21 protein-coding genes are annotated in these 23,921 nt (G+C 74.7%); 14 read left to right on the top strand and 7 right to left on the bottom strand.

Going from position 1 to position 23,921, the window contains the following annotated elements; genetic code table 11:
• The 5 genes from AC4H2H_RS17590 to AC4H2H_RS17570 all read right to left on the bottom strand — a co-directional run.
• The coding region (locus tag AC4H2H_RS17590) for an alpha/beta hydrolase (protein ID WP_494372113.1) at nt 1-959 on the bottom strand (959 nt) is incomplete at its 3' end.
• Entirely contained in the window at nt 956-1,915 is a 960-nt protein-coding gene (locus tag AC4H2H_RS17585; RefSeq protein WP_494372112.1) for a zinc-binding dehydrogenase, read from the bottom strand. The genes AC4H2H_RS17590 and AC4H2H_RS17585, both read right to left, overlap by 4 nt.
• 56 nt (nt 1,916-1,971) lie before the next feature.
• Nucleotides 1,972-2,682 (bottom strand): maleylpyruvate isomerase N-terminal domain-containing protein, encoded by a 711-nt coding sequence (locus tag AC4H2H_RS17580; RefSeq protein ID WP_494372111.1) that lies wholly within the window; start codon nt 2,680-2,682, stop codon nt 1,972-1,974.
• Nucleotides 2,683-2,761: 79 nt separating this feature from the next.
• Nucleotides 2,762-4,036, bottom strand: a complete 1,275-nt coding sequence (metX, locus tag AC4H2H_RS17575) for a homoserine O-acetyltransferase MetX (protein WP_494372110.1) — start codon at nt 4,034-4,036, stop codon at nt 2,762-2,764.
• 56 nt (nt 4,037-4,092) lie between these two features.
• Complete coding sequence (locus AC4H2H_RS17570) at nt 4,093-5,427, bottom strand: bifunctional o-acetylhomoserine/o-acetylserine sulfhydrylase (protein WP_494372109.1); 1,335 nt, start codon at nt 5,425-5,427, stop codon at nt 4,093-4,095.
• Between the two features lie 362 nt (nt 5,428-5,789).
• Between AC4H2H_RS17570 and AC4H2H_RS17565 the strand changes: the two genes are divergently transcribed.
• The 4 genes from AC4H2H_RS17565 (at nt 5,790) to AC4H2H_RS17550 (ending at nt 10,156) form a co-directional block, all read left to right on the top strand.
• Nucleotides 5,790-7,160: a C40 family peptidase gene (locus tag AC4H2H_RS17565; RefSeq protein ID WP_494372108.1), complete on the top strand. Its 1,371-nt coding sequence runs from the start codon at nt 5,790-5,792 to the stop codon at nt 7,158-7,160.
• Nucleotides 7,161-7,275: 115 nt separating this feature from the next.
• Nucleotides 7,276-8,184 carry a hypothetical protein gene (locus AC4H2H_RS17560; RefSeq protein ID WP_494372107.1) on the top strand — a complete coding sequence of 303 codons (909 nt, stop codon included), beginning with the start codon at nt 7,276-7,278 and terminating at the stop codon, nt 8,182-8,184.
• Complete coding sequence (locus tag AC4H2H_RS17555) at nt 8,181-9,506, top strand: sensor histidine kinase (RefSeq protein ID WP_494372106.1); 1,326 nt, start codon at nt 8,181-8,183, stop codon at nt 9,504-9,506. The genes AC4H2H_RS17560 and AC4H2H_RS17555 overlap by 4 nt, the downstream gene beginning before the upstream one ends.
• Nucleotides 9,503-10,156, top strand: a complete 654-nt coding sequence (locus tag AC4H2H_RS17550) for a response regulator (RefSeq protein WP_494372105.1) — start codon at nt 9,503-9,505, stop codon at nt 10,154-10,156. Before AC4H2H_RS17555 ends, AC4H2H_RS17550 begins: the two co-directional genes overlap by 4 nt.
• A 66-nt stretch (nt 10,157-10,222) precedes the next feature.
• Here the strand turns inward: AC4H2H_RS17550 and AC4H2H_RS17545 are convergent, their stop codons facing one another.
• Entirely contained in the window at nt 10,223-10,726 is a 504-nt protein-coding gene (locus tag AC4H2H_RS17545; protein WP_191612618.1) for an inorganic diphosphatase, read from the bottom strand.
• A gap of 192 nt (nt 10,727-10,918) precedes the next feature.
• Here AC4H2H_RS17545 and dacB point away from each other — a divergent pair, with 192 nt between their 5' ends.
• Nucleotides 10,919-12,331 (top strand): D-alanyl-D-alanine carboxypeptidase/D-alanyl-D-alanine endopeptidase, encoded by a 1,413-nt coding sequence (gene dacB / locus AC4H2H_RS17540; protein ID WP_494372104.1) that lies wholly within the window; start codon nt 10,919-10,921, stop codon nt 12,329-12,331.
• A 325-nt stretch (nt 12,332-12,656) separates the two neighbouring features.
• Here dacB and AC4H2H_RS17535 read toward each other — a convergent pair whose 3' ends face one another.
• Nucleotides 12,657-12,998 carry a hypothetical protein gene (locus AC4H2H_RS17535; protein WP_494372103.1) on the bottom strand — a complete coding sequence of 114 codons (342 nt, stop codon included), beginning with the start codon at nt 12,996-12,998 and terminating at the stop codon, nt 12,657-12,659.
• Between the two features lie 293 nt (nt 12,999-13,291).
• Here AC4H2H_RS17535 and AC4H2H_RS17530 point away from each other — a divergent pair, with 293 nt between their 5' ends.
• The 9 genes from AC4H2H_RS17530 (at nt 13,292) to AC4H2H_RS17490 (ending at nt 23,912) form a co-directional block, all read left to right on the top strand.
• Nucleotides 13,292-14,452: a zinc-dependent metalloprotease gene (locus AC4H2H_RS17530; RefSeq protein ID WP_494372102.1), complete on the top strand. Its 1,161-nt coding sequence runs from the start codon at nt 13,292-13,294 to the stop codon at nt 14,450-14,452.
• Between the two features lie 4 nt (nt 14,453-14,456).
• Complete coding sequence (gene tilS, locus AC4H2H_RS17525) at nt 14,457-15,575, top strand: tRNA lysidine(34) synthetase TilS (protein ID WP_494372101.1); 1,119 nt, start codon at nt 14,457-14,459, stop codon at nt 15,573-15,575.
• A 6-nt stretch (nt 15,576-15,581) separates the two neighbouring features.
• Nucleotides 15,582-16,136, top strand: coding sequence for a hypoxanthine phosphoribosyltransferase (hpt, locus tag AC4H2H_RS17520; protein ID WP_494372100.1), 555 nt, complete (start codon nt 15,582-15,584; stop codon nt 16,134-16,136).
• Nucleotides 16,137-16,277: 141 nt separating this feature from the next.
• Nucleotides 16,278-18,380 (top strand): ATP-dependent zinc metalloprotease FtsH, encoded by a 2,103-nt coding sequence (gene ftsH, locus AC4H2H_RS17515; protein WP_494372099.1) that lies wholly within the window; start codon nt 16,278-16,280, stop codon nt 18,378-18,380.
• On the top strand, nt 18,380-19,015 hold the full coding sequence (gene folE, locus AC4H2H_RS17510; protein WP_494372098.1) for a GTP cyclohydrolase I FolE: 636 nt from the start codon (nt 18,380-18,382) through the stop codon (nt 19,013-19,015). Before ftsH ends, folE begins: the two co-directional genes overlap by 1 nt.
• Nucleotides 19,016-19,079: 64 nt before the next feature.
• On the top strand, nt 19,080-19,919 hold the full coding sequence (folP, locus tag AC4H2H_RS17505; RefSeq protein WP_494372118.1) for a dihydropteroate synthase: 840 nt from the start codon (nt 19,080-19,082) through the stop codon (nt 19,917-19,919).
• A 55-nt stretch (nt 19,920-19,974) separates the two neighbouring features.
• Nucleotides 19,975-22,332 carry a 2-amino-4-hydroxy-6-hydroxymethyldihydropteridine diphosphokinase gene (gene folK, locus AC4H2H_RS17500; RefSeq protein ID WP_494372097.1) on the top strand — a complete coding sequence of 786 codons (2,358 nt, stop codon included), beginning with the start codon at nt 19,975-19,977 and terminating at the stop codon, nt 22,330-22,332.
• Nucleotides 22,332-22,841: a DUF3180 domain-containing protein gene (locus AC4H2H_RS17495; RefSeq protein ID WP_494372096.1), complete on the top strand. Its 510-nt coding sequence runs from the start codon at nt 22,332-22,334 to the stop codon at nt 22,839-22,841. Before folK ends, AC4H2H_RS17495 begins: the two co-directional genes overlap by 1 nt.
• Nucleotides 22,842-23,027: 186 nt before the next feature.
• Nucleotides 23,028-23,912, top strand: a complete 885-nt coding sequence (locus AC4H2H_RS17490) for a matrixin family metalloprotease (protein WP_494372095.1) — start codon at nt 23,028-23,030, stop codon at nt 23,910-23,912.
• Nucleotides 23,913-23,921 lie beyond the last annotated feature (9 nt).

The following is a 23,921-nucleotide window of genomic DNA, read 5'->3' as shown; positions in this document are numbered from 1 at the left end:
TACGCGGCGGACCAGCGGACGATCTCCGCGAAGTACCGAGCGCGGGGCCCGAGGGCGGAGAGCGCGAGATCGTGCATCCCGCCAGGGATGCGCACGAGGGTCACCACTGGCCCGAGGTTCGACGACCTGCGTGCGAGGGGCTCGACGTCGAGCACGATGTCCGCGGCGCGCATGTCCTCGGTCCACCGTGTGCTGAAGAGCGAGCGCTCGGCGAGGAGCACCAGCACCGGGCAGTCGATCGTCAGGCCCGCGGCGACACGTGCGTGGCCGGCGATGATCGCCCGGAGCCACCCGGCTCGGACGGGGAACGACGGGAAGGGGCGCCACGCGTCGTCGATGACCCAGGTCCCGTCCTCGCGGTCACGGAGCGTGCGCGCGTAGTGTCCCGGGTCGATGCTCGGCAGCGGAGCGCGCGGCTGGAACCGCGCGAGCTGCCGGATCGCCGGACCGGACACGGTGCGGGCGATCGACGAGCCCTGGAGCTCGAGCCACGGGCTGTTGAGCACGAGCCCGCGGGCGACGCCCGGGTGGCGGTGCGCCCACAGTGCGGCGATGAGTCCGCCCGTCGAGTGCCCCATGAGCATGATCGCGACGTTGGGCCCGAGGTCCTCGCGGATCGCGTCGAGCGCGGCGGCGAGGTCGGCGTCGTACTCCCCGAGGTCGTCGACGTACCCGGGGGTCTGGTGGGGACGCAGGCTGCGTCCGTACTTGCGGAGGTCGAGCGCGTAGAAGGCGGCGCCCATGCCGTGCCACGTCTCGGCGAGCTCGGTCTGGAAGAAGTAGTCGCTCCACCCGTGCACGTACAGGACTGCACGCGCCGGCCGGAACGGTTCGTCCGACGCCGGCGAGTGCCGGACCACGGTGACGACCACCTCACCCTCGTCGTCCGGCTCGAGCTCTACCGTCCGCTGCTGGTACCCGTCCCCGAGGACGTCCTCGGCCCAGGCGGAGGTCGTCACGGCGTGAGCACCACCTTGCCGAAGTGCTCCCCGGACTCGAGGCGCGCGAGCCCGTCGCGAGCGCGCGCGAGCGGCAGCACCTCGTCGACCACCGGCCTCACCTCGCCGCGGGCGAGGAATCGCACGAGCGCCGCGAAGTCGTCGCGCGACCCCATCGTCACTCCCTGCACGCGGATCTCGTGGAAGAACAGTCGCGTGAGCTCCGCAGCCTCCGGGTCTCCGCTCGTCGCGCCCGCGACCACGACGGTGCCGCCCGGACGCACCGAGCGCATCGAGTGCTGCCAGGTCGCGCGGCCGACCGTCTCGAGCACGAGATCGACGGGCGCCGGCATCCGCGCGCCCGACTCGAACGTGGCCGCGGCGCCGAGGCGCGCGGCCTTGGCGCGCTTGCCCGCCGAGCGCGACGTGACCCAGACCTCGAGGCCCGCCGCGGCGCCCAGCGCGACGGCCGCCGTCGCGACGCCTCCGCCGGCGCCCTGGACGAGGACGCGGTCACCGGGCGCCGCGCGTCCCTCGGTGAAGAGCATGCGGTACGCGGTGAGCCACGCCGTCGGGAGGCACGCGGCCTCCACGAAGGTCAGCTCCGGCGGCTTGGGCACAAGGTTGCGGCTCGGGACGGTGACGCGCTCGGCGAGCGTCCCCTGGTAGCGCTCGGAGAGCAGCGAGCGGCGCTCGCCCGGCCCGACGCCGTGCCCGTCGGCGCCGATCACCGCGTGCACGACGACCTCGGTCCCGTCCGTTGCGACTCCTGCGGCGTCGGTCCCGAGGATCATCGGCAGCCGGTCCGCCGGGAGCCCGACGCCGCGCAGGGACCACAGGTCGTGGTGGTTGAGCGAGGCGGCGCGAACGTCGATCGTCGTCCAGTGCTCGCGTGCCTCCGGCTCGGGACGGTCCCCGACGACCAGCCCGGTCAGCGGGTCGTCGGGATCGATGTGGTCGGCGTAGGCGGCGAGCATGGCTCCAACCTACGGCCCCACCTGCGGCGCGACCACGGTAGGGCGCGTCGGACGGGTCAGAGCAGGGGAAGCATGCGCCCCAGGTCCGGCACCGCCTCGGACGTGTGCATCGGCTCGAGCGCGCGGGCGAGCGCGTCCACGTCGTAGGGCCGGCGCCCGCACGCGAGCCGTAGCCAGAGGCGCGCGTCGCGCACCTCGAGGGACCAGCCGCCGCGCGCCACGACGACGCGCAACAGCTCGCGCGCGACGGCGTCGAGCGCGCCGCGGTCCACAGGGTCGGACGGGACCTCGGGGAACGAACGGGCGAGGTCGTCCGCGTGGACGACGAGCTCGACCACCCGGGACACGACCATGTCCCGGAGCGTGATCGGCCCGCGTCGCGCCTGGACGATCGCCTGGTCCGCGAGCTCGTCCAGCCGCGCCAGGCCACGGGAAGCAAGTCGTTCGACGCCGCCCAGCCGGTTGCCCGCGATCTGCTCGTCGAGCTCACGCGTCGAGCGCTCGATCTCGTCGGCGCGCTCGGGGTACGTCCCCAGGTACTCGGCCAGGCTGAGCGGGACGGTCCCGGGCGGAACCGGACCGCAGAGCGCGAGCGTCTCCATGACCCGCCCGAGGTGCGAGACCAGCTCGCCGACCGTCCAGCCGTCGAGGGCGCTCTGCCGGGCCCCTGCGCCGTCGAGCCCGCCGTCGAGCTCGCGCAGCCACCGGTCGAGACGCTCCCACTGGGTGCGCAGGTGGAGGCCGGCCTCGGTCACGTCGTCGTCCATGCGGTCATCGTCCCGCATCCACGACCACCCGCTCGCCACAGCGGCTGCGGTGGACAGATCTGGTGCGCGCGGGCCGTCGTCAGCCGCGCGCGCGGACGCGGTCGCCGAGGAAGTCCGCGACGATCGGGCCGAGCTGGTCGAACTCGATGAGGAAGCCGTCGTGGCCGAAGTCGCTCGTGAGCGTCCGCAACGGCTCGGCGCCGGGGATGCCTGCCGCGATGCGCGCGCAGTCGGCCGGGAGGAACAGCCGGTCCGTGTCGACCGCGACGACGAGCGCGTGCGCGGTGATCTGGGCGAGCGCCGCCTCGACGCCACCGCGGTCGCGCCCGAGGTCGTGCGTGAGCATCGACTCGGTGAGCACGACGTACGAGTTCGCGTCGAAGCGCCACGCGAGCTTGTCGCCGTGGTGGTCGAGGTAGGACTGGACGGCGTAGCGGCCGTCGACGAACGGGTCCTCGCCGCCCTGGGGGAGCCGGCCGAAACGCTCGTCCAGCTCCCTGGCCGACCGGTACGTCGCGTGCGCGATCTGTCGCGCGATGCCGAGACCGGCGTGCGGGCCGTCGTCGTCCGCCGCGTCGTAGTAGTCGCCGCCGCGGTAGCGCGGGTCGGCCCGGATCGCACCGAGCTGCGGGTGCGCCCACGCGATCTGGTCCGCGGTCGTCTGCGCCGTCGTCGCGATGGCCGCGATCGCCTCGACCTCGATCCCCGCCTCGGGCCCGAGGACCGCCCACTCGAGCACGCGATGGCCGCCCATGGACGCCCCGATGACGAACGCCCACGACTCGATCCCGAGCCCGCGCGCCAGCTCGATCTCGACCGCGACCTGGTCACGCGTCGTGACCCGCGGGAACCGGCCGCCCCACGGCCGACCGTCCGGGGCGGGCGACGACGGGCCGGTCGTGCCCTGACAGCCGCCGAGCACGTTGGGCGCGACGACGAACCAGCGGTCCGTGTCGATCGGGGCGCCGGGGCCGACGAGGGACTCCCACCACCCCGCGGTGCGGTGCGCGTCGCCCGCCGGGCCGACGACGTGCGAGTCGCCCGTGAGCGCGTGCAGCACGAGGACGGCGTTCGAGCAGTCCGGTGCGAGCGTGCCCCACGTCTCGTACGCGACGCGCACGTCGGGCAGGCGGGCGCCGGACTCGAGGTCGAAGGTGCCGACGTCGGCGAACTGCCGGTTCCCCGACGGGTCGCCGTCCCGCCAGGCCCCGGACGCGGGGACCGCGGCCTTGACCGGGGAGCGCGAGGGCACGACGCCGGACCGCACGGGCGCGCCGCCGTCTCGCCCGCGCGCGAGGCGCTGCGGGGTGTGGGGCATTGCGGGGCGCGGGAGGTCGTCGTTCACGGGGATCACCGTCGGCCACTGTACGGCCGGGGCGTGGGTGGCGCCCCGGCTGTCCAGATCGGCCATCAGCCGTCCAGGGTGGACTTGGCGGCGGTGAAGCCGAGCTCGAGGTCGGCGAGGATGTCGTCGACGTGCTCGATCCCCACCGAGAGCCGCACGAGCCCCGGCGTCACGCCCGACAGCGCCTGCTCCTGCGGCGTGAGCTGGCTGTGCGTCGTCGACGCAGGGTGGATGACGAGCGAGCGCACGTCGCCGATGTTCGCGACGTTCGAGTGGAGCCGCAGCGCGGAGACGAAGGCCTGCCCGGCCTCGCTGCCGCCGTCGAGCTCGAACGCGAGCACGGCGCCGGCGCCGCGCGGCAGGTACTTCTGCGCGTTGGCGTGCCACGGGCTCGAGGCGAGCCCGGCGTAGTGGACCGTCCGGACGTCGTCGCGCGCCTCGAGCCACTCCGCGACCCGCTGCGCGTTGGCCACGTGCCGCTCCACGCGCAGCGAGAGCGTCTCGATGCCCTGGGCGATGAGGAACGCGTTGAAGGGCGAGATCGCGGAGCCCAGGTCGCGCAGGAGCTGCACGCGCGCCTTGAGGACGTACGCCAGGTTCGCGCCGAGGGCGCCGTGCACCCCGAGGTCGCGCGCGAACACGAGGCCGTTGTACGACGGGTCGGGCGTGTTGAAGCCCGGGAACCGCTCCGGGTCGGCCGCGAAGTCGAACGTGCCGCCGTCGACGATCACGCCGCCGATCGCCGACCCGTGGCCGCCCAGGTACTTCGTCGCGGAGTGCACGACGACGTCCGCGCCGTGCTCGAGCGGGCGCAGCAGGTAGGGCGTGGCGACGGTGTTGTCGACGATCAGCGGCACGCCGACCTCGTGGGCGACCGCGGCGACGGCCTCGATGTCGAGGACGTCCGCCTGGGGGTTGGGAATCGTCTCCCCGAAGAAGAGCTTGGTGCTCGGCCGGACCGCGTCGCGCCAGGCCTGCGGGTCGTGGGGGTCGGTGACGAACGTCGTCTCGACGCCGAGCTTCGCGAGCGAGTACCGCAGCAGGTTGTACGTGCCGCCGTACAGGCTCGGCGACGCGACGACGTGGTCGCCCGCCTCCGCGACGTTGAGGATCGCGAACGTCGTCGCGGCCTGGCCGGACGCGAGCAGGAGCGCGCCGACGCCGCCCTCGAGCGACGCGATGCGGTTCTCCACGACCTCCTGGGTCGGGTTGCCGATGCGCGTGTAGATCGGGCCGAGGTCCTGGAGGGCGAACCGGTCGGCGGCGACGGACGCGTCGGGGAAGACGAACGACGTCGTCTGGTAGATCGGCAGCGCCCGGGCGCCGGTCGTGGGGTCGGCGGTCTGACCGGCGTGGACCTGGCGCGTCTCGAAGGACCAGGCGGGGGACTGGTTGCTCATCGTGTGCTCCTGCTGTGGTGGTACGACGGCGCACGGCGCGCCGGGTGGGCGGGTGCCGCGGAGGCGTGGACGGGGTCGTCGACCGGTCGCGGCGAGGATGCGGCGCACGGGGGGACGAGGTGCCACGGGGCCGTGCGTCGTCGACGACGGGGCCGCGCGGGCACGGCGAACGCGCGCTGGGCTCAGCAACACATTCGGCGGACCATGCTGCGAGATTAGGCCGGTGCCGCGTGCAGCGACAGTCGGTTCTCACGATGCGAGACCACATCGTGAGAAGAAGATGGTCCCTTCGCGTCGCGCATCTCGGAGGTTCCGGGCAGACTCGTGCGAGTGCTGTCAATCGGACACGCCGGAGGAACGACATGAAGATGCTGCGACGCCTCGCCGCGGCGGGTGCTGCGAGCCTGCTCGCGCTGACTCTCGGTGTGGGCCTCGCTCCGACGGCCGCGTCCGACCCACCCTCGGAGGACGACGTCCGCCAGGCCCAGGAGTCCGTCGACGGCGCGGCGCGCGACGTCGAGGCGGTCGAGTCCGAGCTCGCGGGGCTCCGTGAACGCCGGGCGGACGCGGAGGCAGCGGTCGAGACCGCGGCCGAGGAGTATGCCGCAGCGCAGGATGCGCTCGCCGCGGCCGACGCCGAGGTCCGCGACGCGAGGGCGGCCCTCGAGAGCGCGGAGGCCGGCGAGACCGACGCGCGCGCGGCCGTCGGAGCGCTGTTCCGTGCGTCGCGTCAGGGGTCGACGGATCTCGACGCCCTGCGCGCCGTGCTCGACTCCGACGGCGTGGGCGAGGTCGTCGAGCGCGAGAACGTCGAGCGTGTCACCGGGCGCACTGCGAGCCGGTCCTTCGACGCCTACGCGACGGCGCGCGCCGTCGCCGACACCGCCCGCGAGCGGGCGGACGCCGCGCTCGAGCACCAGGGCGAGGTCGAGGAGCGGGCTCAGGGCGCGCTCGCCGCGGCGCAGGCGTCGTCGTCCGCGCTCGACGAGGCCGTGCGCGACTCTGCGACCCGGCGCGAGGCGCTCCTCGCAGAGCTCGCCCGGGCCCGCGCGACGAGCGTCGAGACGGAGCGCGAGCGGCAGGACGCGATCGAGGCGCAGGCGGTCCGCGAGCAGGAGGCCGCCGCCAGGGCGCGGGCCGAGACCCCGCCCACCGCGACGTCGTCGGGCCCGGCGACGGCACCTCCGGACGGCTCGCCCGACCCCGCGCCCGCGCCGGACCCCGCACCGGCGCCTGCGCCGGGCCCGGTACCTGCTCCCGGCCCGGCGCCCGCGCCGAACCCGGCGCCGGCCCCGCCGCCTGCTCCCGACCCCGCGCCGGCCCCGCCACCCGTCGTCTCGCCCCCGCCCGGGACCGGCGTCGGGAGCGCCGCACAGGGCCAGGCCGCGGTCGCGTGGGCCCGGACGAAGATCGGCGCGCCCTACGTGTTCGGCGGCACCGGGCCGGGCTACGACTGCTCAGGCCTCACGTCGCGCGCCTGGGCTGCGGCCGGCGTCGACATCACGCGCACGTCGCGCTCGCAGTACCAGCGCGTCCAGAAGATCTCCTACGACCAGCTGCGGCCGGGCGACCTGATCTTCTACGCGGACGACACGTCGAACCCGTCGAGCATCCGCCACGTCGCCATGTACACGGGCAACGGCATGATGATCGAGGCCCGCCAGCCGGGCAGCCCGGTCCACGAGGTCGCGATGCGCTGGTCCGACGCGATGCCGTACGCGGGGCGTCCGTAGCGCGAAGGTGTTCTCCGGCACGCCACGGGGATGAGCCGGGCGCGCGACCTGGGTCGCCCATGCGCGCGACCTGCGATCGACGCGCGCGGAGCGGGTCGGTGGCGAGCCTGGTCCCATGAACGACACCTCCACGCTCTCGTCCCGCCCGCCCGTCCCGACGGCGATCGTCCCGAGGGCGATCGTCGTGACGGCGGCCGTCACGGCGTCCGCGACCCTGGCGACCGGCCTCCTGCGGTGGTCCGGGCCACCGCCCGAGGGGTACTCGTCGATCTTCGCCCCGCCCTGGGTCGCGCCGGTGGCCGGCGCGCTCGCGCTGATCGCGCTCGCGGCGTCCCGTGGCCGCTGGACACGGTCTCTCGTGGTCGGGCTCGGCTGGGGCGCCGTCATCCTGCTCTTCTGGGCGGCGGGGGGCCTCGCGCTCGACGCGTTCCGCGCGTTCTTCGCGGTGACGGGGATCCCGGCGGGCGACTTCGCGGTCGTCGACGTCCGGGGTGCCCTGGTGCGCGCGCTCAGCGCGGCGACGGCGGTCGTCACGGCGCTGCACACCCGGAGCGCGACCACGCCGGGCTCCGCTCCGGTCCACCGCCGCTGGCCGCGCGCGCTCGCACTGGCGATGTGCGTGCCGTACCCGGCGCTCAAGGTCTACTGGTGGCTGGGCGGTACGCTCGGACGGCCCGAGCCGCACACGGGGGGAGCGCCGGTGATGGAGCTCGCGTTGTTCGCGACCGCCGCCCTGCTGGCGCTCGCGCTGACGCACCGACCCCTCCCGGGCCGGCTCGTGCGGGGTGGGGCGCAGGCGGTCGGATGGGTCGCGGCGTCCGCGGGCCTGACGATGGGAGCCCTCATGGTGTTCGGCACCGCCGCGCAGCTCCTGGGTCTGGACGACGGCCCCGTCGACCTCGACGCGGGGGCGATCACCGTCCTCGTCGCACTCACCTACGGCACCTGGCTCGTGATCGGCGTCGCGCTCCTGGTGGCGACCCTGGACGCGCGCGACGCCGCCCGAAGGGCCGTCACCCGATGAGCGTGCGGCCCGTGCGCGGCGACGTGCTGCTCGCCGGGGCGGCGGCGCTCGTCCTGCTGCCCGCGACGTGCGTCGTCGCCGCGGCCTCGCTCCCGGCGAGCGAGGCCTGGGCCGTCGGGGCGCTCGCGGTGGTCGCGCACGTCGCCCTCGCCGCACGCCGGTCGGCGCCGGTGCCCTCGCACGTCGTGGTCGCCGTCGCGCTGGCCGGCCAGCTCGCCGTCACGGGACTGTACTTCCTGCTCCCCTCCGCGCTGGTGTTCCTCCTCTCGGTCCAGGCGTGCACCGCGTGGGGCCCGGCGCGTCCGCTCGGCCTGGTGACCGGCGTCGTCGGCGCGGCCGCGACCGTGCTCCGGTACCGCGAGGACCCGAGCGCCACGGCGTCGGCCGTCGGGCCGAGCCCGTGGCTGCTGGGCCTGCTCCTCGTCGCTCTCGTCGTGGTCGCCTGGACGATGGGGCTGCTCCGGCGGGCTCAGGAGCGGGTGCGGCTCGAGGCGCAGGCCGGGCGGGTCCGGGCGGAGGCGGAGCGTGAGGAGCGGGCCGCGCGGGCAGTGCTGGCCGAGCGCACGCGGATCGCCCGCGAGATGCACGACGTCGTCGCGCACTCGCTCTCGGTCGTCGTCGCCCAGGCCAGGATGGGACGCGCGGACCCCCGGCGTGCCGCGCAGGCGCTGGAGGTCGTCGAGGAGACGGGACGCGAGGCGCTGCGCGAGATGCGCGGCCTCGTGCACGTGCTCCGAGCGGAGCCGGGGGACGCTGTCGAGGGCACGCTGCCCTCGAACCCGGCACCGACGCTCGACGACCTGCCCGGGCTGGTCGAGCGCGTCCGGGCGACGGGGCGCACGGTGCGGGTCGTCGAGTCGGGTCGTCCCGCACCCCTCGGACCCGCCGCCGGGCTCGCCGCGTTCCGCACGGTCCAGGAGGCGCTGACCAACGGTGCGCGCCACGCGGTGCCCGGTTCGTCGTCGACCGTCACGCTCACGTGGCACGAGGACCGGATCGACCTGGAGGTCGCCGACGTACCACCGGACGCGAGCCCCGGCACGGTCCCGGACGCCGGCGCGCCCTCGCCGAACCGTCCCGGTCCTCGCCGGGAGCGCGAGCCCGGGACGACGCGCGGTGGCGGTCCCGGGGCCGGGCTCGGCCTCGTGGGCATGCGCGAGCGCGTCGAGGCGACGGGCGGGACGCTCGGGGTCCGCACGGACGGCGCATGGACGGTCGCCGCGTCGATCCCGACCACGACCCCCACCGCGAGCCCCGTGCCGCCCACCGCGTCACACCCGACCGACGCCGCGCCGTCGCGACCCGGGCAGGAGGCACGATGATCCGCGTCCTGGTCGTCGACGACCAGGCGCTCGTCCGTGCCGGGGCGGTCGCCGTGATCGACGCCGCACCCGACCTGGTCGTCGTGGGCGAGGCGGGCGACGGGGCGCAGGCGCTCGCGGTCCAGCGGGAGCGGCGGGCGGACGTCGTGGTCATGGACGTGCGCATGCCCGTCATGGACGGGATCGAGACGACGACCCGGCTGCTGGCGGCCGCGATGCCGCCCTGCCGGGTGCTCGTCCTCACGACGTTCGACGTCGACGAGTACGTCTACGCCGCGCTGCGTGCGGGAGCCTCCGGGTTCCTGCTCAAGGACGCGCCGACCGAGGAACTGCTCGCGGGGGTCCGCACGGTGCACCGCGGAGACGCCGTGATCGCGCCGTCGGCCACGCGTCGGCTCCTCGCCGAGGTGGCTCCGGCTCTCCCCGACGTCGCCGCGCGCGAACGCGCCTTCGAGACCCTCACGGAGCGCGAGCGCGGCGTCGTCGCGCTGCTCGCGGACGGCTTGTCGAACGCGGAGATCGGCGCGCGGCTGTTCCTCTCGGAGGCGACGATCAAGACCCACGTGGGCCGGGTCCTCACGAAGCTGGGCCTGCGCGACCGCGTCCAGGTCGTCGTCTGGGCGTACCGGAACGGGCTCGCCCGCCCGTGACGCACGACGGCGGCCGCCCACCTCGCGAGGTGAGCGGCCGCCGTCGTACGTGCTGCGTGCCGGTGGTCAGTGGCCCGGCGTGTGGTACCCGGTGTCGATCGCGCGCTGGATGGAGCGCTCGATCTCGGCCTCGGCCTCGGTGCGGCCGGTCCAGTGGGCGCCCTCGACGGACTTGCCGGGCTCGAGGTCCTTGTAGACCTCGAAGAAGTGCTGGATCTCCAGGCGGTGGAAGTCGGACACGTCGTCGATGTCCTGGCGCCACGCGGCGCGCTGGTCGCCCGTGGGGACGCACAGCACCTTGTCGTCGCCGCCGGCCTCGTCGCGCATGCGGAACATGCCGAGCGCGCGGCAGCGGATCAGGCAGCCGGGGAACGTGGGCTCCTCGAGCAGCACGAGCGCGTCCAGGGGGTCGCCGTCCTCGCCGAGCGTCCCCTCGATGAACCCGTAGTCGTCGGGGTAGCGCGTCGAGGTGAACAGCATGCGGTCGAGCCGGATGCGGCCGGTCGCGTGGTCGACCTCGTACTTGTTGCGCTGTCCCTTGGGGATCTCGATCGTGACGTCGAACTCCACTGCTTCCTCCAGTCGTACCGGCACCACGGCGCTCGGGCGGTGGCTGGTCGGGTGAGCGACGGACGGCGCCGTCGTGCGGGAACTAGTGTGACACGTGCCGTCCGCGCGGGAAGGTTCCCACGGGTCTGCCCGCGGCGCTCGGTGAGTGATAATGCGCACGTCCGCACGAGCGGGCACGACCGGAGGATTCGCATGGGCTGGGGGACTCGGGCGGGGGTGACGATCGGCGTCGTCCTGGCGCTCGCGGGCGGCTATCTCGTGGCCGACGCGGCCGACGTCGTGCCCGGCATGCTCACGACCGAGCCGCCGTGGCCCGAGCCGAACCCGTTCCCGGACGCACCGGGCGCCGTCGCGGCCCCGCCGCTCGCAGAGCCCCTGCCCGTGCTCGACGACGCGGCGCCCGTCCCGGGGTCGGGTGCCGTGCAGGGGCTCGTCGACGACCTCGTCGCCGACACCCGGCTCGGGCCGCGCGTCGGCGTCCTCGTCACCGATGCGGCGACGGGCGACGTGCTCGGGGCGAGCGGCCAGTCCACGGGCCTCGTCCCCGCCTCGACGCTCAAGACGCTCACGGCGGCCGCGGCGCTCACGTCCCCCGGCCCGCACGCGACGCTCCCCACCCGAGCCGTCCTCGAAGGACAGGAGACCGTCTACCTCGTGGGCGGGGGCGACATGATGCTCGCCGCGGGCGCCGGCGACCCGACGGCGGTCAACGGCCGTGCCGGCCTCGGCGACCTGGCCACGCAGGTCGCGGGCGAGCTGAAGCTCACGGGACGCACCACGGTCTCGCTGCTGCTCGACGACACGCTGTTCACCGGCGGGGCGGTCGCACCCACGGTCGACCCGCTGAGCGTGCGCAACGGGTACGTCGCTCCGGTCGCGGCGCTCGCCGTGGACATCGCGCGGCTCGACGAGCGCGAGTACGCGCCGCGTGCGCCGGACCCCGCGATGGCTGCGGCGGACGCGTTCGTCGCCGCGCTCGCGGCGGAGGGCATCACCGTCGCAGGCGACGTGCAGCGGGCCACGGCGCCCGACGACGCCCGCGCGGTGGGCGAGGTGCTGTCGGCGCCGCTCAGCGAGGTCGTCGACTACCTCCTGCAGCACTCCGACAACACGATCACCGAGGTCGTCGGTCGCGTCGTCGCGCTCGACGCCGGGCTGCCGGGCTCCGCCGAGGGCGCGACCCAGGCGGTGCGCGCCGCGGTCGAGGGCCTCGGCGTCGACCTCACGGGCGCGGCGCTCGCCGACCTGTCGGGCCTCGGCGACGGGTCCGTCCTCACACCTGCGCAGCTCGACGCCGTCGTCGGCCTGCTCGCCGACCCCGCCCACCCGCAGCTGCGCACCGGAGCGATCGGTCTGCCGGTCGCGGGACTGTCCGGCACGCTGGGCGAGCGCTTCCTCGACAACGCGGGCCGTGGCGTCGTGCGCGCCAAGACCGGCAGCCTGCCGAACGTCACGTCGCTCGCGGGGACCGTCGTCACGGCGGACGACCGGCTCCTCGTGTTCTCCGTCATGGCCGACGCCGTGCCCGACGGCGGCACGTACGGCGCGCGCATCATCTTCGACGACTTCGTCGCGTCCCTCGCGGAGTGCGGCTGCACCGCGTGACCGCCGCCTGAGAGGTAACGGGAGGGAGCGGGACGGCTCAGGCCGAAGGTGCTCGCTCAGACGGCGTCGCGAGCGTTCCCCGCACGTTGGTCGCGCTCGTCCAGAAAATCGTCCGATGTGCGGAGCCCATGGTCGAACCACGCGTTCCAGCGTGGGTCTGCCGGGGCGATCGTCGCCGACGGGTCGTCACCGTCGACCCCGTGGTCGTCGACGTCTGAGGGCGGCAGACCAGGATCGGGAACGTCGAAGCCTGGCGTCGGGTCCGGACGAGGCGTGGATCTTCGAGCCATGCGGAGCCTCCATGGGGGTGGTCGATGGCCGCGGGTCATCCCGCCCTGAGGAACTCGGGCCGGATGACCTCGCGCAAAGCCTCGGTGATCGCGGTCAGGTCTGATGACGCGCGGGAAGGTCCGGGCTGAGCATCGAGCTTCTCGATGATGGCGAGCCGGGCCATGGTCGAGACCGGAAGGTCTTGATGGGCGGCAGACTTGGCGAGGCGTTCGTACTGCTCGGCCGTGAGCCGGACTGACAGCACCTTGGGCGCGCGGGCATCGGACTTGCGCCTGCCGACCGCGCCATCAGGCAGCCGCGTGTGCCGCTGCGCCTCCGACTCGTTCCCGATCTGCTCCAGCAGGTCGTGGACCGGAATGTCCTTATTCATCGTCATCCTCCTTCTGGACCTCGACATCGACGTCTCCGTATCCCATCAGGATCGGCGAATGCCTCGTTCGCCCAGGCGGGCTCGATGTTCGTTTCTCCACTCGACTCTTTCGCTTCGTTCGGGTACGTATGTAGTCCGCCCGGTGTGCCCAGTCCGGCACTTCCGACCGACTGTCCCCCGCCAAGTAGTTGAATCTACTACGTCGTGGCGTCGACGTCATCGGCCTGGGGAGGGTTCGCCGTCAGTCTGCCCGGAAAGTGGCGATCTCCTGGTCGACGCGGCCGGGTTACGGTGAGGCGGTGACCCTCGTCGAGAAGGACGAGCGCGCGCCCGGTGGTGCGTCGCTCGTGGACTGGTCGGCCGCCGCGCAGATCGCGGGCCGGCTCGCGCGCCCCGGACCGCAGGCGTCGCGCGACGAGCTCGCGGACCTCGTCGACGGTCTGCGCACGGCCGCGGAGACCGCCGTCCCGCACGTGCTCGACGTCACGCGCATGACGCCGGCAGGCGGCACCCCGACGAGCGCGGCGCAGTCGGGGCTCGGCACGGTCTACGTCGTCGACCGTGCGCGGTGGGCCCGGGCGAACACCGAGATCATGTCGTCGCTCACCGAAGGCGTGACCGAGGCGGTCGTGGGGGAGGGCGGTCGCGTCCCGCAGGCGACGGCGCTCGTCGGGGCGGCGCAGGTCGGCTCCGTCCTCGCCGTCCTCGCGAGCCGCGTGCTCGGGCAGTTCGACCCGTACAGCGGGGTGGGCTCGCCGGGCGCTGACGCGCACGGCGGCGCGGCCCCCGCGACGTCGCCCGGTCGCCTCGTGCTCGTCGCCCCCAACGTCCTGCAGGTCGAGCGCGCGCTCGACCTGCGCCCGGCCGACTTCCGCCTGTGGGTGTGCCTGCACGAGCAGACGCACGCGCTGCAGTTCGCGACCGCGCCCTGGCTCGCGGCGCACCTGCGCGCCCAGGCGAACGACCTGCTCACCGAGCTCTCGGCGTCGTCCCGACGGCTGGCCGAGGCGCGCCTGCGCGAGAAGCTGACGACGGTCGGCCGGGCGGTGCTGAACGCCGTCCGGGGCGAGGGCGCGACGTTCGTCGACGGCCTCCTCACCCCAGCGGAGCAGGACCGCCTCGCAGACGTCACCGCGGTCATGGCGCTGCTCGAGGGGCACGCCGACGTCGCGATGGACGCCGTCGGCCCGCGCACCGTGCGGACCGTGCGCAGCATCCGGCGCAAGTTCGAGGCCCGGCGCGACGGCGCGGGCGGCTCGGGCCTCGACGTCGTGCTGCGGCGCGTGCTCGGCATGGACGCGAAGATCGCCCAGTACCGCGACGGCGCCGCGTTCGTGCGCGCGGTCGAGAAGGACGTCGGGCGCGACGGGTTCAACGCCGTGTGGGTGGCGCCGGAGAACCTGCCGACCGCCCGCGAGATCGCCGACGCGCGCGCCTGGGTGCGTCGCGTGCACGGCTGACGTCGTGGGCGGACCGGCGCCGGTCGTCGCCGACGCGCGCCGCGCGGTGCGCTCCGAGCTCGCCGACGTCGCTCCCGAGAGCGTCGTGCTCGTCGCGTGCTCGGGCGGCGCGGACTCGACGGCGCTCGCTGCGGCCACCGCGTTCGTCGCGCCGCGTCTCGGGCTCCGGGCGGGTGCCGTCGTCGTGGACCACGGACTGCAGGCGGGCAGCGCGCAGGTCGCCGCGGAGGCCGCCGCGCGGTGCCGCGACCTCGGGCTCGACCCGGTCGAGGTGCGGACCGTCGTCGTGGGCGAGCGTCGGGCGACGTCGGGCGACACGTCGGACAGGGCCGGGACGTCGAGCGGTGGGCCGGAGGCCGAGGCACGTGCGGCCCGGTACGCGGCGCTCGACGACGCCGCCCGAGCGCGCGGGGCGGCCACCGTCCTGCTGGGGCACACGCTGGACGACCAGGCCGAGACCGTGCTGCTCGGGCTCGCGCGCGGTGCGGGGGCCCGCTCGCTCGCGGGGATGGCCGCGCGCCGTGGCCTCTACCGCCGGCCGTTCCTCGCGCTGCGGCGCACGCAGACCGAGGCCGTCTGCCGCGCCGTCGGGCTCACGTGGTGGGACGACCCCACCAACTCGGTGTCAGGACGAGACGACGGCGGGGCGTCACCTCGTCCTGACACGAGCGGGCCGCCGTTGCGCTCGCTCGTGCGCGCACAGGTGGTGCCCCCGCTCGTCGACGTGCTCGGTCCGGGTGCCGTGCCGGCCCTCGCGCGGACCGCCGACCTCCTGCGCGCCGACGCCGACCTGCTCGACGCGCTCGCCGCCGACCTCCTCGCCACGGCGACGCGACCGGCCGAGGCCGAGGCCGCCGTCGTGCTCGACGCGGAGGTGCTGGCCGCCGCGCACCCGGCCCTGCGCCGTCGGGCGCTGCGCTCCGCCGCGCTGCGGGCGGGCTGCCCCGCGGGCGACCTCTTCGCGGTCCACGTGGACGCGCTCGACGCGCTCGTCACCACGTGGCGCGGCCAGGGTCCCGTGCACCTGCCCGGCGGCCTGAGGGCAGGGCGCGCATGTGGCAGGCTTTCCCTGGGTCCGGAACGACCAACCCGGACCACCACCCTCCCCCCAGCTCTGGAGTGACCACCCGTGGAAGCATCCGACGTCGCCGGCGACCTCGAGAACATCCTCCTCACCGAGGAGCAGCTCGGCGCCCGGCTCGACGAGATCGCCGAGCAGATCGACCGGGACTACGCGGGCAAGGACCTGCTGCTCGTCGGCGTGCTCAAGGGCGCGGTGATGGTCATGGCGGACCTCGCGCGTCGCCTGCGCAGCCACGTCGAGATGGACTGGATGGCGGTGTCGTCGTACGGCTCGGGCACCAAGTCGTCGGGAGTCGTGCGGATCCTCAAGGACCTGGACGCCGACCTCACGGGCCGTCACGTGCTCATCGTCGAGGACATCATCGACTCGGGTCTGACGCTCTCGTGGCTGTTGTCGAACCTGCGCTCGCGCGGTCCCGCGTCGGTCGAGATCGCGGCGATGCTCCGCAAGCCCGACGCGGCGAAGACGGACGTCGACGTGCGCTACGTCGGGTTCGACATCCCCAACGAGTTCGTCGTGGGCTACGGCCTCGACTACGCGGAGAAGTACCGCAACCTGCCGTTCGTCGGCACGCTCGCGCCGCACGTGTACTCGAGCTGAACCGACGCACCGTCCAGGGGCGTGGGCCACGCCCTGGGCGAACAGAGCCGTGATCCCCAGCAGGCGTCAAGGTCCAGAGTGTAGTTTCGAGCCCGAACACTTGCGCGAGCGGAGGGATCCGGGGCGCTCGCCCCGTCGCCGATGAACATCAAGAAGATTCTCAGTGGGCCGATCGTCTGGATCGTCCTGGGCCTCGTGATCCTCTGGATCGCGTTCGCGACGTTGTCGCGCCCGACCGTCCAGCGCATCGACACGTCCCAGGGCCTCGAGCTGCTCTCGGGCGACACGGTCGACCAGGCCCTCCTCGTGGACGGCGACCAACGCGTGCGCCTCACCCTGTCCGAGGACTTCGTCGTCGACGAGGGCGAGGAGTCGGAGGAGAACAAGGGCACGAACGTCGAGTTCTTCTACGTCGCGCCCCAGGGCGAGGCCGTGGTCGACGCCGTCGTCGCCGCCGAGCCGGCGGACGGGTACAACTCGGAGGTCGCGCAGCCGTCGTTCTGGTCGTCGCTGCTGGGCCTGCTCATCCCGTTCCTCATCATCGGCGTCCTGTTCTGGTTCCTGCTCTCGCGCATGCAGGGCGGCGGGTCGCGCGTCATGGGCTTCGGCAAGTCGCGCGCCAAGCTCGTGTCGAAGGACACCCCGCAGGTGACGTTCTCCGACGTCGCGGGCGCGGACGAGGCGGTCGAGGAGCTCCACGAGATCAAGGAGTTCCTCGCCGAGCCCGACAAGTTCCAGGCCGTCGGGGCGAAGATCCCCAAGGGCGTCCTGCTCTACGGCCCGCCGGGGACCGGCAAGACGCTGCTCGCACGGGCCGTCGCGGGCGAGGCGGGCGTCCCGTTCTACTCGATCTCCGGCTCGGACTTCGTCGAGATGTTCGTGGGCGTCGGCGCGAGCCGCGTGCGCGACCTGTTCACGCAGGCCAAGGAGAACTCGCCGGCGATCATCTTCGTCGACGAGATCGACGCCGTCGGCCGCCACCGCGGCGCGGGCATGGGCGGCGGTCACGACGAGCGCGAGCAGACGCTCAACCAGCTCCTCGTCGAGATGGACGGGTTCGACGTCAAGGCGAACGTCATCCTCATCGCGGCGACCAACCGCCCCGACATCCTCGACCCCGCGCTCCTGCGTCCGGGCCGCTTCGACCGCCAGGTCGCGGTCGAGGCCCCGGACCTCAAGGGCCGCGAGGCGATCCTGCGCGTGCACGCGCAGGGCAAGCCGATCGTCCCCGAGATCGACCTCCTGGCCGTCGCGCGCCGTACCCCGGGCTTCACGGGCGCCGACCTCGCGAACGTGCTCAACGAGGCCGCGCTCCTCACGGCCCGCAGCGGCGCGCAGCTCATCGACGACCGCGCGCTCGACGAGGCGATCGACCGCGTCGTCGCCGGCCCGCAGAAGCGCACGCGCGTCATGAACGTCAAGGAGCAGAAGATCACGGCCTACCACGAGGGCGGCCACGCTCTCGTCGCCGCCGCGATGCGCTACACGGACCCCGTCACCAAGGTGACGATCCTGCCGCGCGGCCGCGCGCTCGGGTACACGATGGTCATGCCGACCGAGGACAAGTACTCGACGACGCGCAACGAGCTGCTCGACCAGCTCGCCTACGCGATGGGCGGTCGCGTCGCCGAGGAGATCGTCTTCCACGACCCGACGACCGGCGCCTCGAACGACATCGAGAAGGCCACGGCGGTCGCGAAGAAGATGGTCACCGAGTACGGCATGAGCGAGCGGGTCGGCGCGATCAAGCTCGGCACCGGCTCGGGCGAGCCGTTCATGGGCCGCGACATGGGGCACACGCGCGACTACTCCGAGTCCGTCGCGGGCACGGTCGACCACGAGGTGCGCAAGCTCGTCGAGTCCGCGCACGACGAGGCGTGGCAGGTGCTCACCCAGTACCGCGACGTGCTCGACGCGCTCGTGCTCGAGCTCCTCGAGAAGGAGACGCTCAACCAGGCCGAGCTCGCGCGGGTGTTCGCACCCGTCGTCAAGCGCGAGGCGCGCGACGTGTGGCTCTCGAGCGAGCAGCGCTCGGTCTCGCAGCGCGGTCCCGTGCTCACGGACGCCGAGAAGGTGGCGCAGAACGGGTCGCCGGTCATCCCGCAGGACGAGGCCGCCGCCGCGAACGACGAGCTCCCGCCCGAGCGCATCGGCGAGGTCCCGGCCGACAGCCCGCTGGACCGGGCCCTGGGGCGCGAGGACGGCATGGACGTCACGGACACGCGCGAGCCGGACCAGGGGTGATGGGCGAGGACACGGGCGGCATCACCCGGGCGCGCGCGGCGGAGGACCTCCGCGCCCCGGCGGACGTGCCGCCCTACGACCAGCCCCGCGCCGAGGCGGCGGTCCGCGAGCTCCTGCTCGCCGTCGGGGAGGACCCCGACCGTGAGGGCCTGCGCGAGACGCCTGCCCGGGTCGCACGCGCCTACCGCGAGATCTTCGCGGGCCTGCGCCAGGAGCCCGGCGACGTCCTCACCACGACGTTCGACCTCGGTCACGAGGAGATGGTGCTCGTCAAGGACATCGAGGTGTACTCGACGTGCGAGCACCACCTCGTGCCGTTCCACGGCGTGGCGCACGTGGGCTACATCCCCAACGTCGACGGCCGCATCACGGGCCTGTCGAAGCTCGCGCGCCTCGTCGAGGTCTACGCGCGCCGGCCGCAGGTCCAGGAGCGGCTGACGTCGCAGGTCGCGGACGCGCTCGTCGAGAACCTCCAACCGCGCGGGGCGATCGTCGTCGTCGAGTGCGAGCACCTGTGCATGTCGATGCGCGGCGTGCGCAAGCCCGGGTCGCGCACCGTCACGTCCGCCGTGCGCGGCCAGATGCGCGACGGCGCGACCCGCGCCGAGGCGATGAGCCTCATCCTGGGGCGCTAGGACCGTGGACCGGTTCGTCGTCGCGGGCCTCGAGGAGCTGGCCGACGTCGGCCGCACGCTCGTCATGGGCGTCGTCAACGTCACGCCCGACTCGTTCTCCGACGGCGGCGAGTGGTACGAGCCCGACGCGGCGGTCGCGCACGGGCGCGAGCTGCTCGGCGAGGGGGCCGACATCCTCGACGTCGGCGGCGAGTCGACGCGCCCCGGGGCGACGCGCGTCCCGGTCGAGGCCGAGCTCGCCCGCGTGCTCCCCGTGATCTCGGCGCTCGCCGCGGACGGCGCGATCGTCAGCGTCGACACGACGCGCGCGGTCGTCGCCGAGCGCGCGGTCGAGGCGGGCGCCCGGATCGTCAACGACGTCTCGGGCGGCCTCGCCGACCCCGCGATGGCGGAGGTCGTCGCGCGCACGGGCGTCGCGTACGTGTGCATGCACTGGCGCGGCCACGCGGACGTCATGGACGAGCTCGAGGACTACGACGACGTCGTCACCGACGTGCGCGACGAGCTCGCCGCCCGCGTGGCGAACCTCCTCGACGCGGGCGTGCGCCGGGAGCAGGTCGTGCTCGACCCGGGTCTCGGCTTCTCCAAGGCCGGGTCGGCGAACTGGCCGCTGCTCGCTCGCCTCGCCGAGCTCGAGGCGCTCGGGCTGCCGGTGCTCGTCGGGGCGTCGCGCAAGCGGTTCCTCGGGCATCTCCTCGCGCACTCCGACGGGCAGCCCGTGCCGCCGCTGCGGCGCGACGACGCGACCGCCGCCGTGACGACGCTCGCCGCCGCCGCGGGCGCGTGGTGCGTGCGCGTGCACGCGGTCCGCGCGTCGGCCGACGCCGTGCGCGTCGCGGCAGCGTGGGCCGCCGCCGAGCCCCTGCCCGCGGACGGCGACTCGACGCGGCGGGGGACGACCTAGCAGGATGGGGCGGGACGACGACGACGCACGAACCACGGTTGGACGGGAGCACGACGTGACCACAGCGTTCGCAGGAGCGGTCCTCGACGCGGACGGACGGCCCTTCGACCGGATCCGTCTCACCGGACTGAGCGCGACGGGCCACCACGGGGTCTTCGAGCACGAGAAGGTCGAGGGACAGCTGTTCCGCGCCGACGTCGTGCTGCACCTCGACACGCGCGCGGCGGCCAGCGGCGACGACCTCGCGCAGACGGTGAGCTACGCGGGCGTCGCCCAGGACGTCGTCGCGGTCCTCGAGGGATCCCCGGCCGACCTGGTCGAGACCGTCGCCGAGCGCATCGCGGCGACCATCCTCACGCACCCCGAGGTGGTCGCGGTCGACGTCGCCGTCCACAAGCCGCAGGCGCCGATCACGGTGCCGTTCGACGACGTCGAGGTCGTCATCCGTCGCGACCGCGTGGTCGTCCCGGTGGTCGCGCCGCTGCGCCGCCCGAGCATCCCGGGCGGGCGCCCGGACGGCGGCGACCCGCGGGAGTCCCAGCCCGTCGGGCCGATCCCGGTCGGGTCCGTCGCGCCGGCACTGATCCACGGTGTCGAGAGCGTCGCTCCCGCCGGGGACGAGCACGTCGTCCTCGCGCCGGCACCCGACGTCATGCCGCCGAGCATCTCCCCGGTGACCGGCGCCGTCGTCGAGGCCGACGCCGCGCGCGCAGACGTCGCACGCGTGGAGGCAGCGCCGACCGACCAGCCCGCGCCGGCCCCGTTCGACCCGGCACCGGCCGCCGAGACCGGGACGGCCGGGCCAGTCGGGCCGGACGAGCAGGTCGACCGCCACGACCTCCCGGTGGACGACCTCGACGTGACGCGCGAGGCGCCGGCCGCCGTGCCGCCCGCCGCACCTGCGTCGGTCGCACCGGCGCCCACGCCGGTCCCCGCGCCCGTCGTCCCCGTGCCTGTTCCCGTTCCTGTACCCCTCGAGGACGCGCCTGCCGGGCTCGAGGCGCATGCAGGCTGGGCCGGGCCGGAGGCGCCCGGCGCCGATACCTCGGAGACCGTGGACCTGGCGTCCGCCCCGGTCGCGGACCCCGTGCACGACGGCGAGGCGCTCCCTGCCGGGACGCCCGGCGGGGCGCAGGCCGACGTCGAGGCGGCAGCCCCGCAGGTCGCGCCCGCGCCCCTGCCCGCCGGCGTCGACGACGTCGCCGCCGGTGCAGCCGTCGCAGCTGGTGCGGTCGACGAGGCGGGCCCGTCCGAGGACACCGTGGAGCACGAGCACGACCGCATGGACGACGTGCCGGCCGGGTTCGTCGAGGTGGTCCTGGCGCTCGGCGCAAATCTCGGCGACGCGCAGCAGACCCTGCGGGACGCGATCACCGACCTCGACCGGATCTCCGGTCTCGAGATCACCGAGGTCTCACCGCTCGCCCGGACCGCCGCGGTGGGCGGCCCCGAACAGCCCGACTTCCTCAACACGGTCCTGCTCGCGCGCACGCGCCTGTCGGCGCGGGACCTGCTGCTCGCGTGCCAGGCGGTGGAGCACGCGCACGGCCGCGTGCGCGACCAGCACTGGGGGCCGCGCACGCTCGACGTGGACCTCATCGTCTACGGCACGCTCACGGCGGTCGCGGACGACCTGGAGCTGCCGCACCCGCGCGCGCACGAGCGGGCGTTCGTGCTCGAGCCCTGGTCGCAGATCGACCCGGACGCCGTCCTGCCCGGCCTCGGCGGCGGGCCGGTCGCGGCGCTCGCCGCGACCGCTCCCGACCGCGGGGGCATCCGTTGGCTCGCGCTCGACTGGCTGACCGACCCCGCGCCCGAGCCGGCGGGCGCCGTCCACGTCGCGACGGGCAGCACCGACGCAGCACCCGCGCCGCAGCCCGCTCCCTCTCCTGCGCCGGAGCCGGCCGTCGCGCCGGAGCCCGCCGTCGTGCGGCCCGCGGAACCCCCGCACGCCGCACCGTCGTACACCGCGCCAGCGGCCGCTCCGCAGCCCTTCGCGCCGCAGGATCCCGACCGGCAGCAGCCGCCCCACCCGCCGGCGCCGGGCGCGGCGCTGCCGACGGCGATGCCCGCAGCGGTCCCCGCGGCTCTTCCTCCCCTGGTGTCTCTCGTGGCCCCTCCTGTGACGACTCCCGTGGGGCACCCGCAGGAGCCCGTCCGTGAGCGACGTCCGGTGTTCGCGCCCGTCTCCGAGGGTGTCGCCCCGGAGGCTCCGCACCACGACGCCCCGCCCGCGCCGCTGTCCGACGACAGCATGATCCGGTCCGTACCGTTCGGGCCCGTCTCGGCAGGGGTCGCGCCGGTGCCGGCGTCGGCCCCCGGACCGCTCGCGGACACGTCGTTGCACACCGCGGGCGACCCGTGGCCGCCGTTCCCGCCGGTGTCGGGGCCCGCGCCCGACGCCCAGCGCTGATGCGGCGCACGTCGGTCCGCACCCTCCTGCTCGTCGCGGTCGTGACCGCGGTCGTGGGGTGGCTCGTCGTGCGCGCGCTCGAGGGGCGCGGGACGTATCTGCCGGTCGTGCCGTGGATCGTCGACGTCGCGATCGTCGCGCTCGCGGGTGCGATCTTCTGGGCGGGGTGGACGGTCCGGGCGTACCAGCAGGGCAGGCGCCCCTCGCTCGACGCGATCCGGGCGGCACGCACGTTCGTGCTCGCGAAGGCGGCGTCCCTGACGGGCGCGCTGCTCACCGGGTGGTACGGCGCACAGGTGCTGGTCGCGCTGCCCGACCTGGCGATCGACGCGCGTCGTGAGCGCATGGTCGCGGCGGGCGTGGCGGTGCTGTGCGCGGTCGTGCTGGCCGTGGTCGGGCTCGTCGTCGAGAAGTTCTGCGAGCTGCCGCCCCCGAGCGACGAGGAGACCGCCCGCGGCGAGCGCCCGCGACCCGAGGAGTCGAACGGTGAGGCCGGCGCCTCCGCCTGATCCCCGGGCGGCAGCGTCGGGTGCGACGGGCCTCGCCGTGCCTGTTCATGCACCGTTCAGCGGGGTGCCACCGGCCCGACGCAGAGATTCTGGCAATCTGTCGAACGTGCATCGTGACTGCTCATCCTGGATGTTCGGCTCCACGCGGGACCCGCGCACCGCCGACGACGTGCACGGCTGCTTCGGGTGACCCGCGGCGGGCAGGGCGGCAGGCGGCCGGTCGGGTCAGGGCTCTCGGCCGCGCTCTCGAGCCTGATCGTGCTCGCCGTGGTCGTCGTGGGGTGGACCGAGCTCGTGCGGCCCGAGCTCGCGCGTCGCGCCGCCCTCGACACCCCGGCGCACGTCGGGCTGCTCGTGCCCACGTCCTCCGCCGTCGACCCGGCCGCCGGGACGGTGACGCTCGACGGGCTCCCCGTCCCCCCGCTCCCGGGGGACGCCCGTCCCGGCCGGCTGCGCCCCGCCGTCGACCCGGGGCCGGGCACCTCGTACGCGTTCTTCTCCGTCACCGACGACGGCACGCCCGTCCGGTTCGACCCCTGCCGACCCCTGCACTACGTCGTGGGCGAGGGCATGCCGGCCGCCGTGCTCGACGCGGTGCGCCGCGCCGTCGTGCGGGCCGAGGACGCGACGGGGCTCGACCTCGTGGAGGACGGCGCCGTCGACGAGGTCCCGGCGACCGACCGGGCGGCCCTGCAGCCCGACCGGTACGCCGACCGGTGGGCGCCGGTGCTCGTCGCGTGGGCGGGCGCGGAGACCGACCCCGCGCTCGACGCGAGGACGGGCGGGCTCGGCACGCACGTGCGCGTCGACCTGCCGTCGGGCCCGCGCCTCGTGAGCGGCGTCGTCCTGCTGAACGCCGACGTGCTCGACGATCGACTGGGCGAGCCCGCCGGGCAGGCGGAGGTGGAGGCGATCGCGCTGCACGAGCTGGGCCACGTGCTCGGTCTCGACCACGTCGACGACCCGGCCGAGCTCATGGCCTCGGAAGGGAGCCCCGAGCCGACGCTCGGCCCCGGCGACCGCGCCGGGTTCGCGATCGCCGGGGCGGGGGAGTGCCACGACGACACGTGAGTCGAGCTG

This window comes from Cellulosimicrobium sp. BMG9.22 (assembly GCF_059159975.1).
Note: the sequence above shows the minus strand (reverse complement) of the source record. Positions and strands in the feature narration are given on the sequence as shown.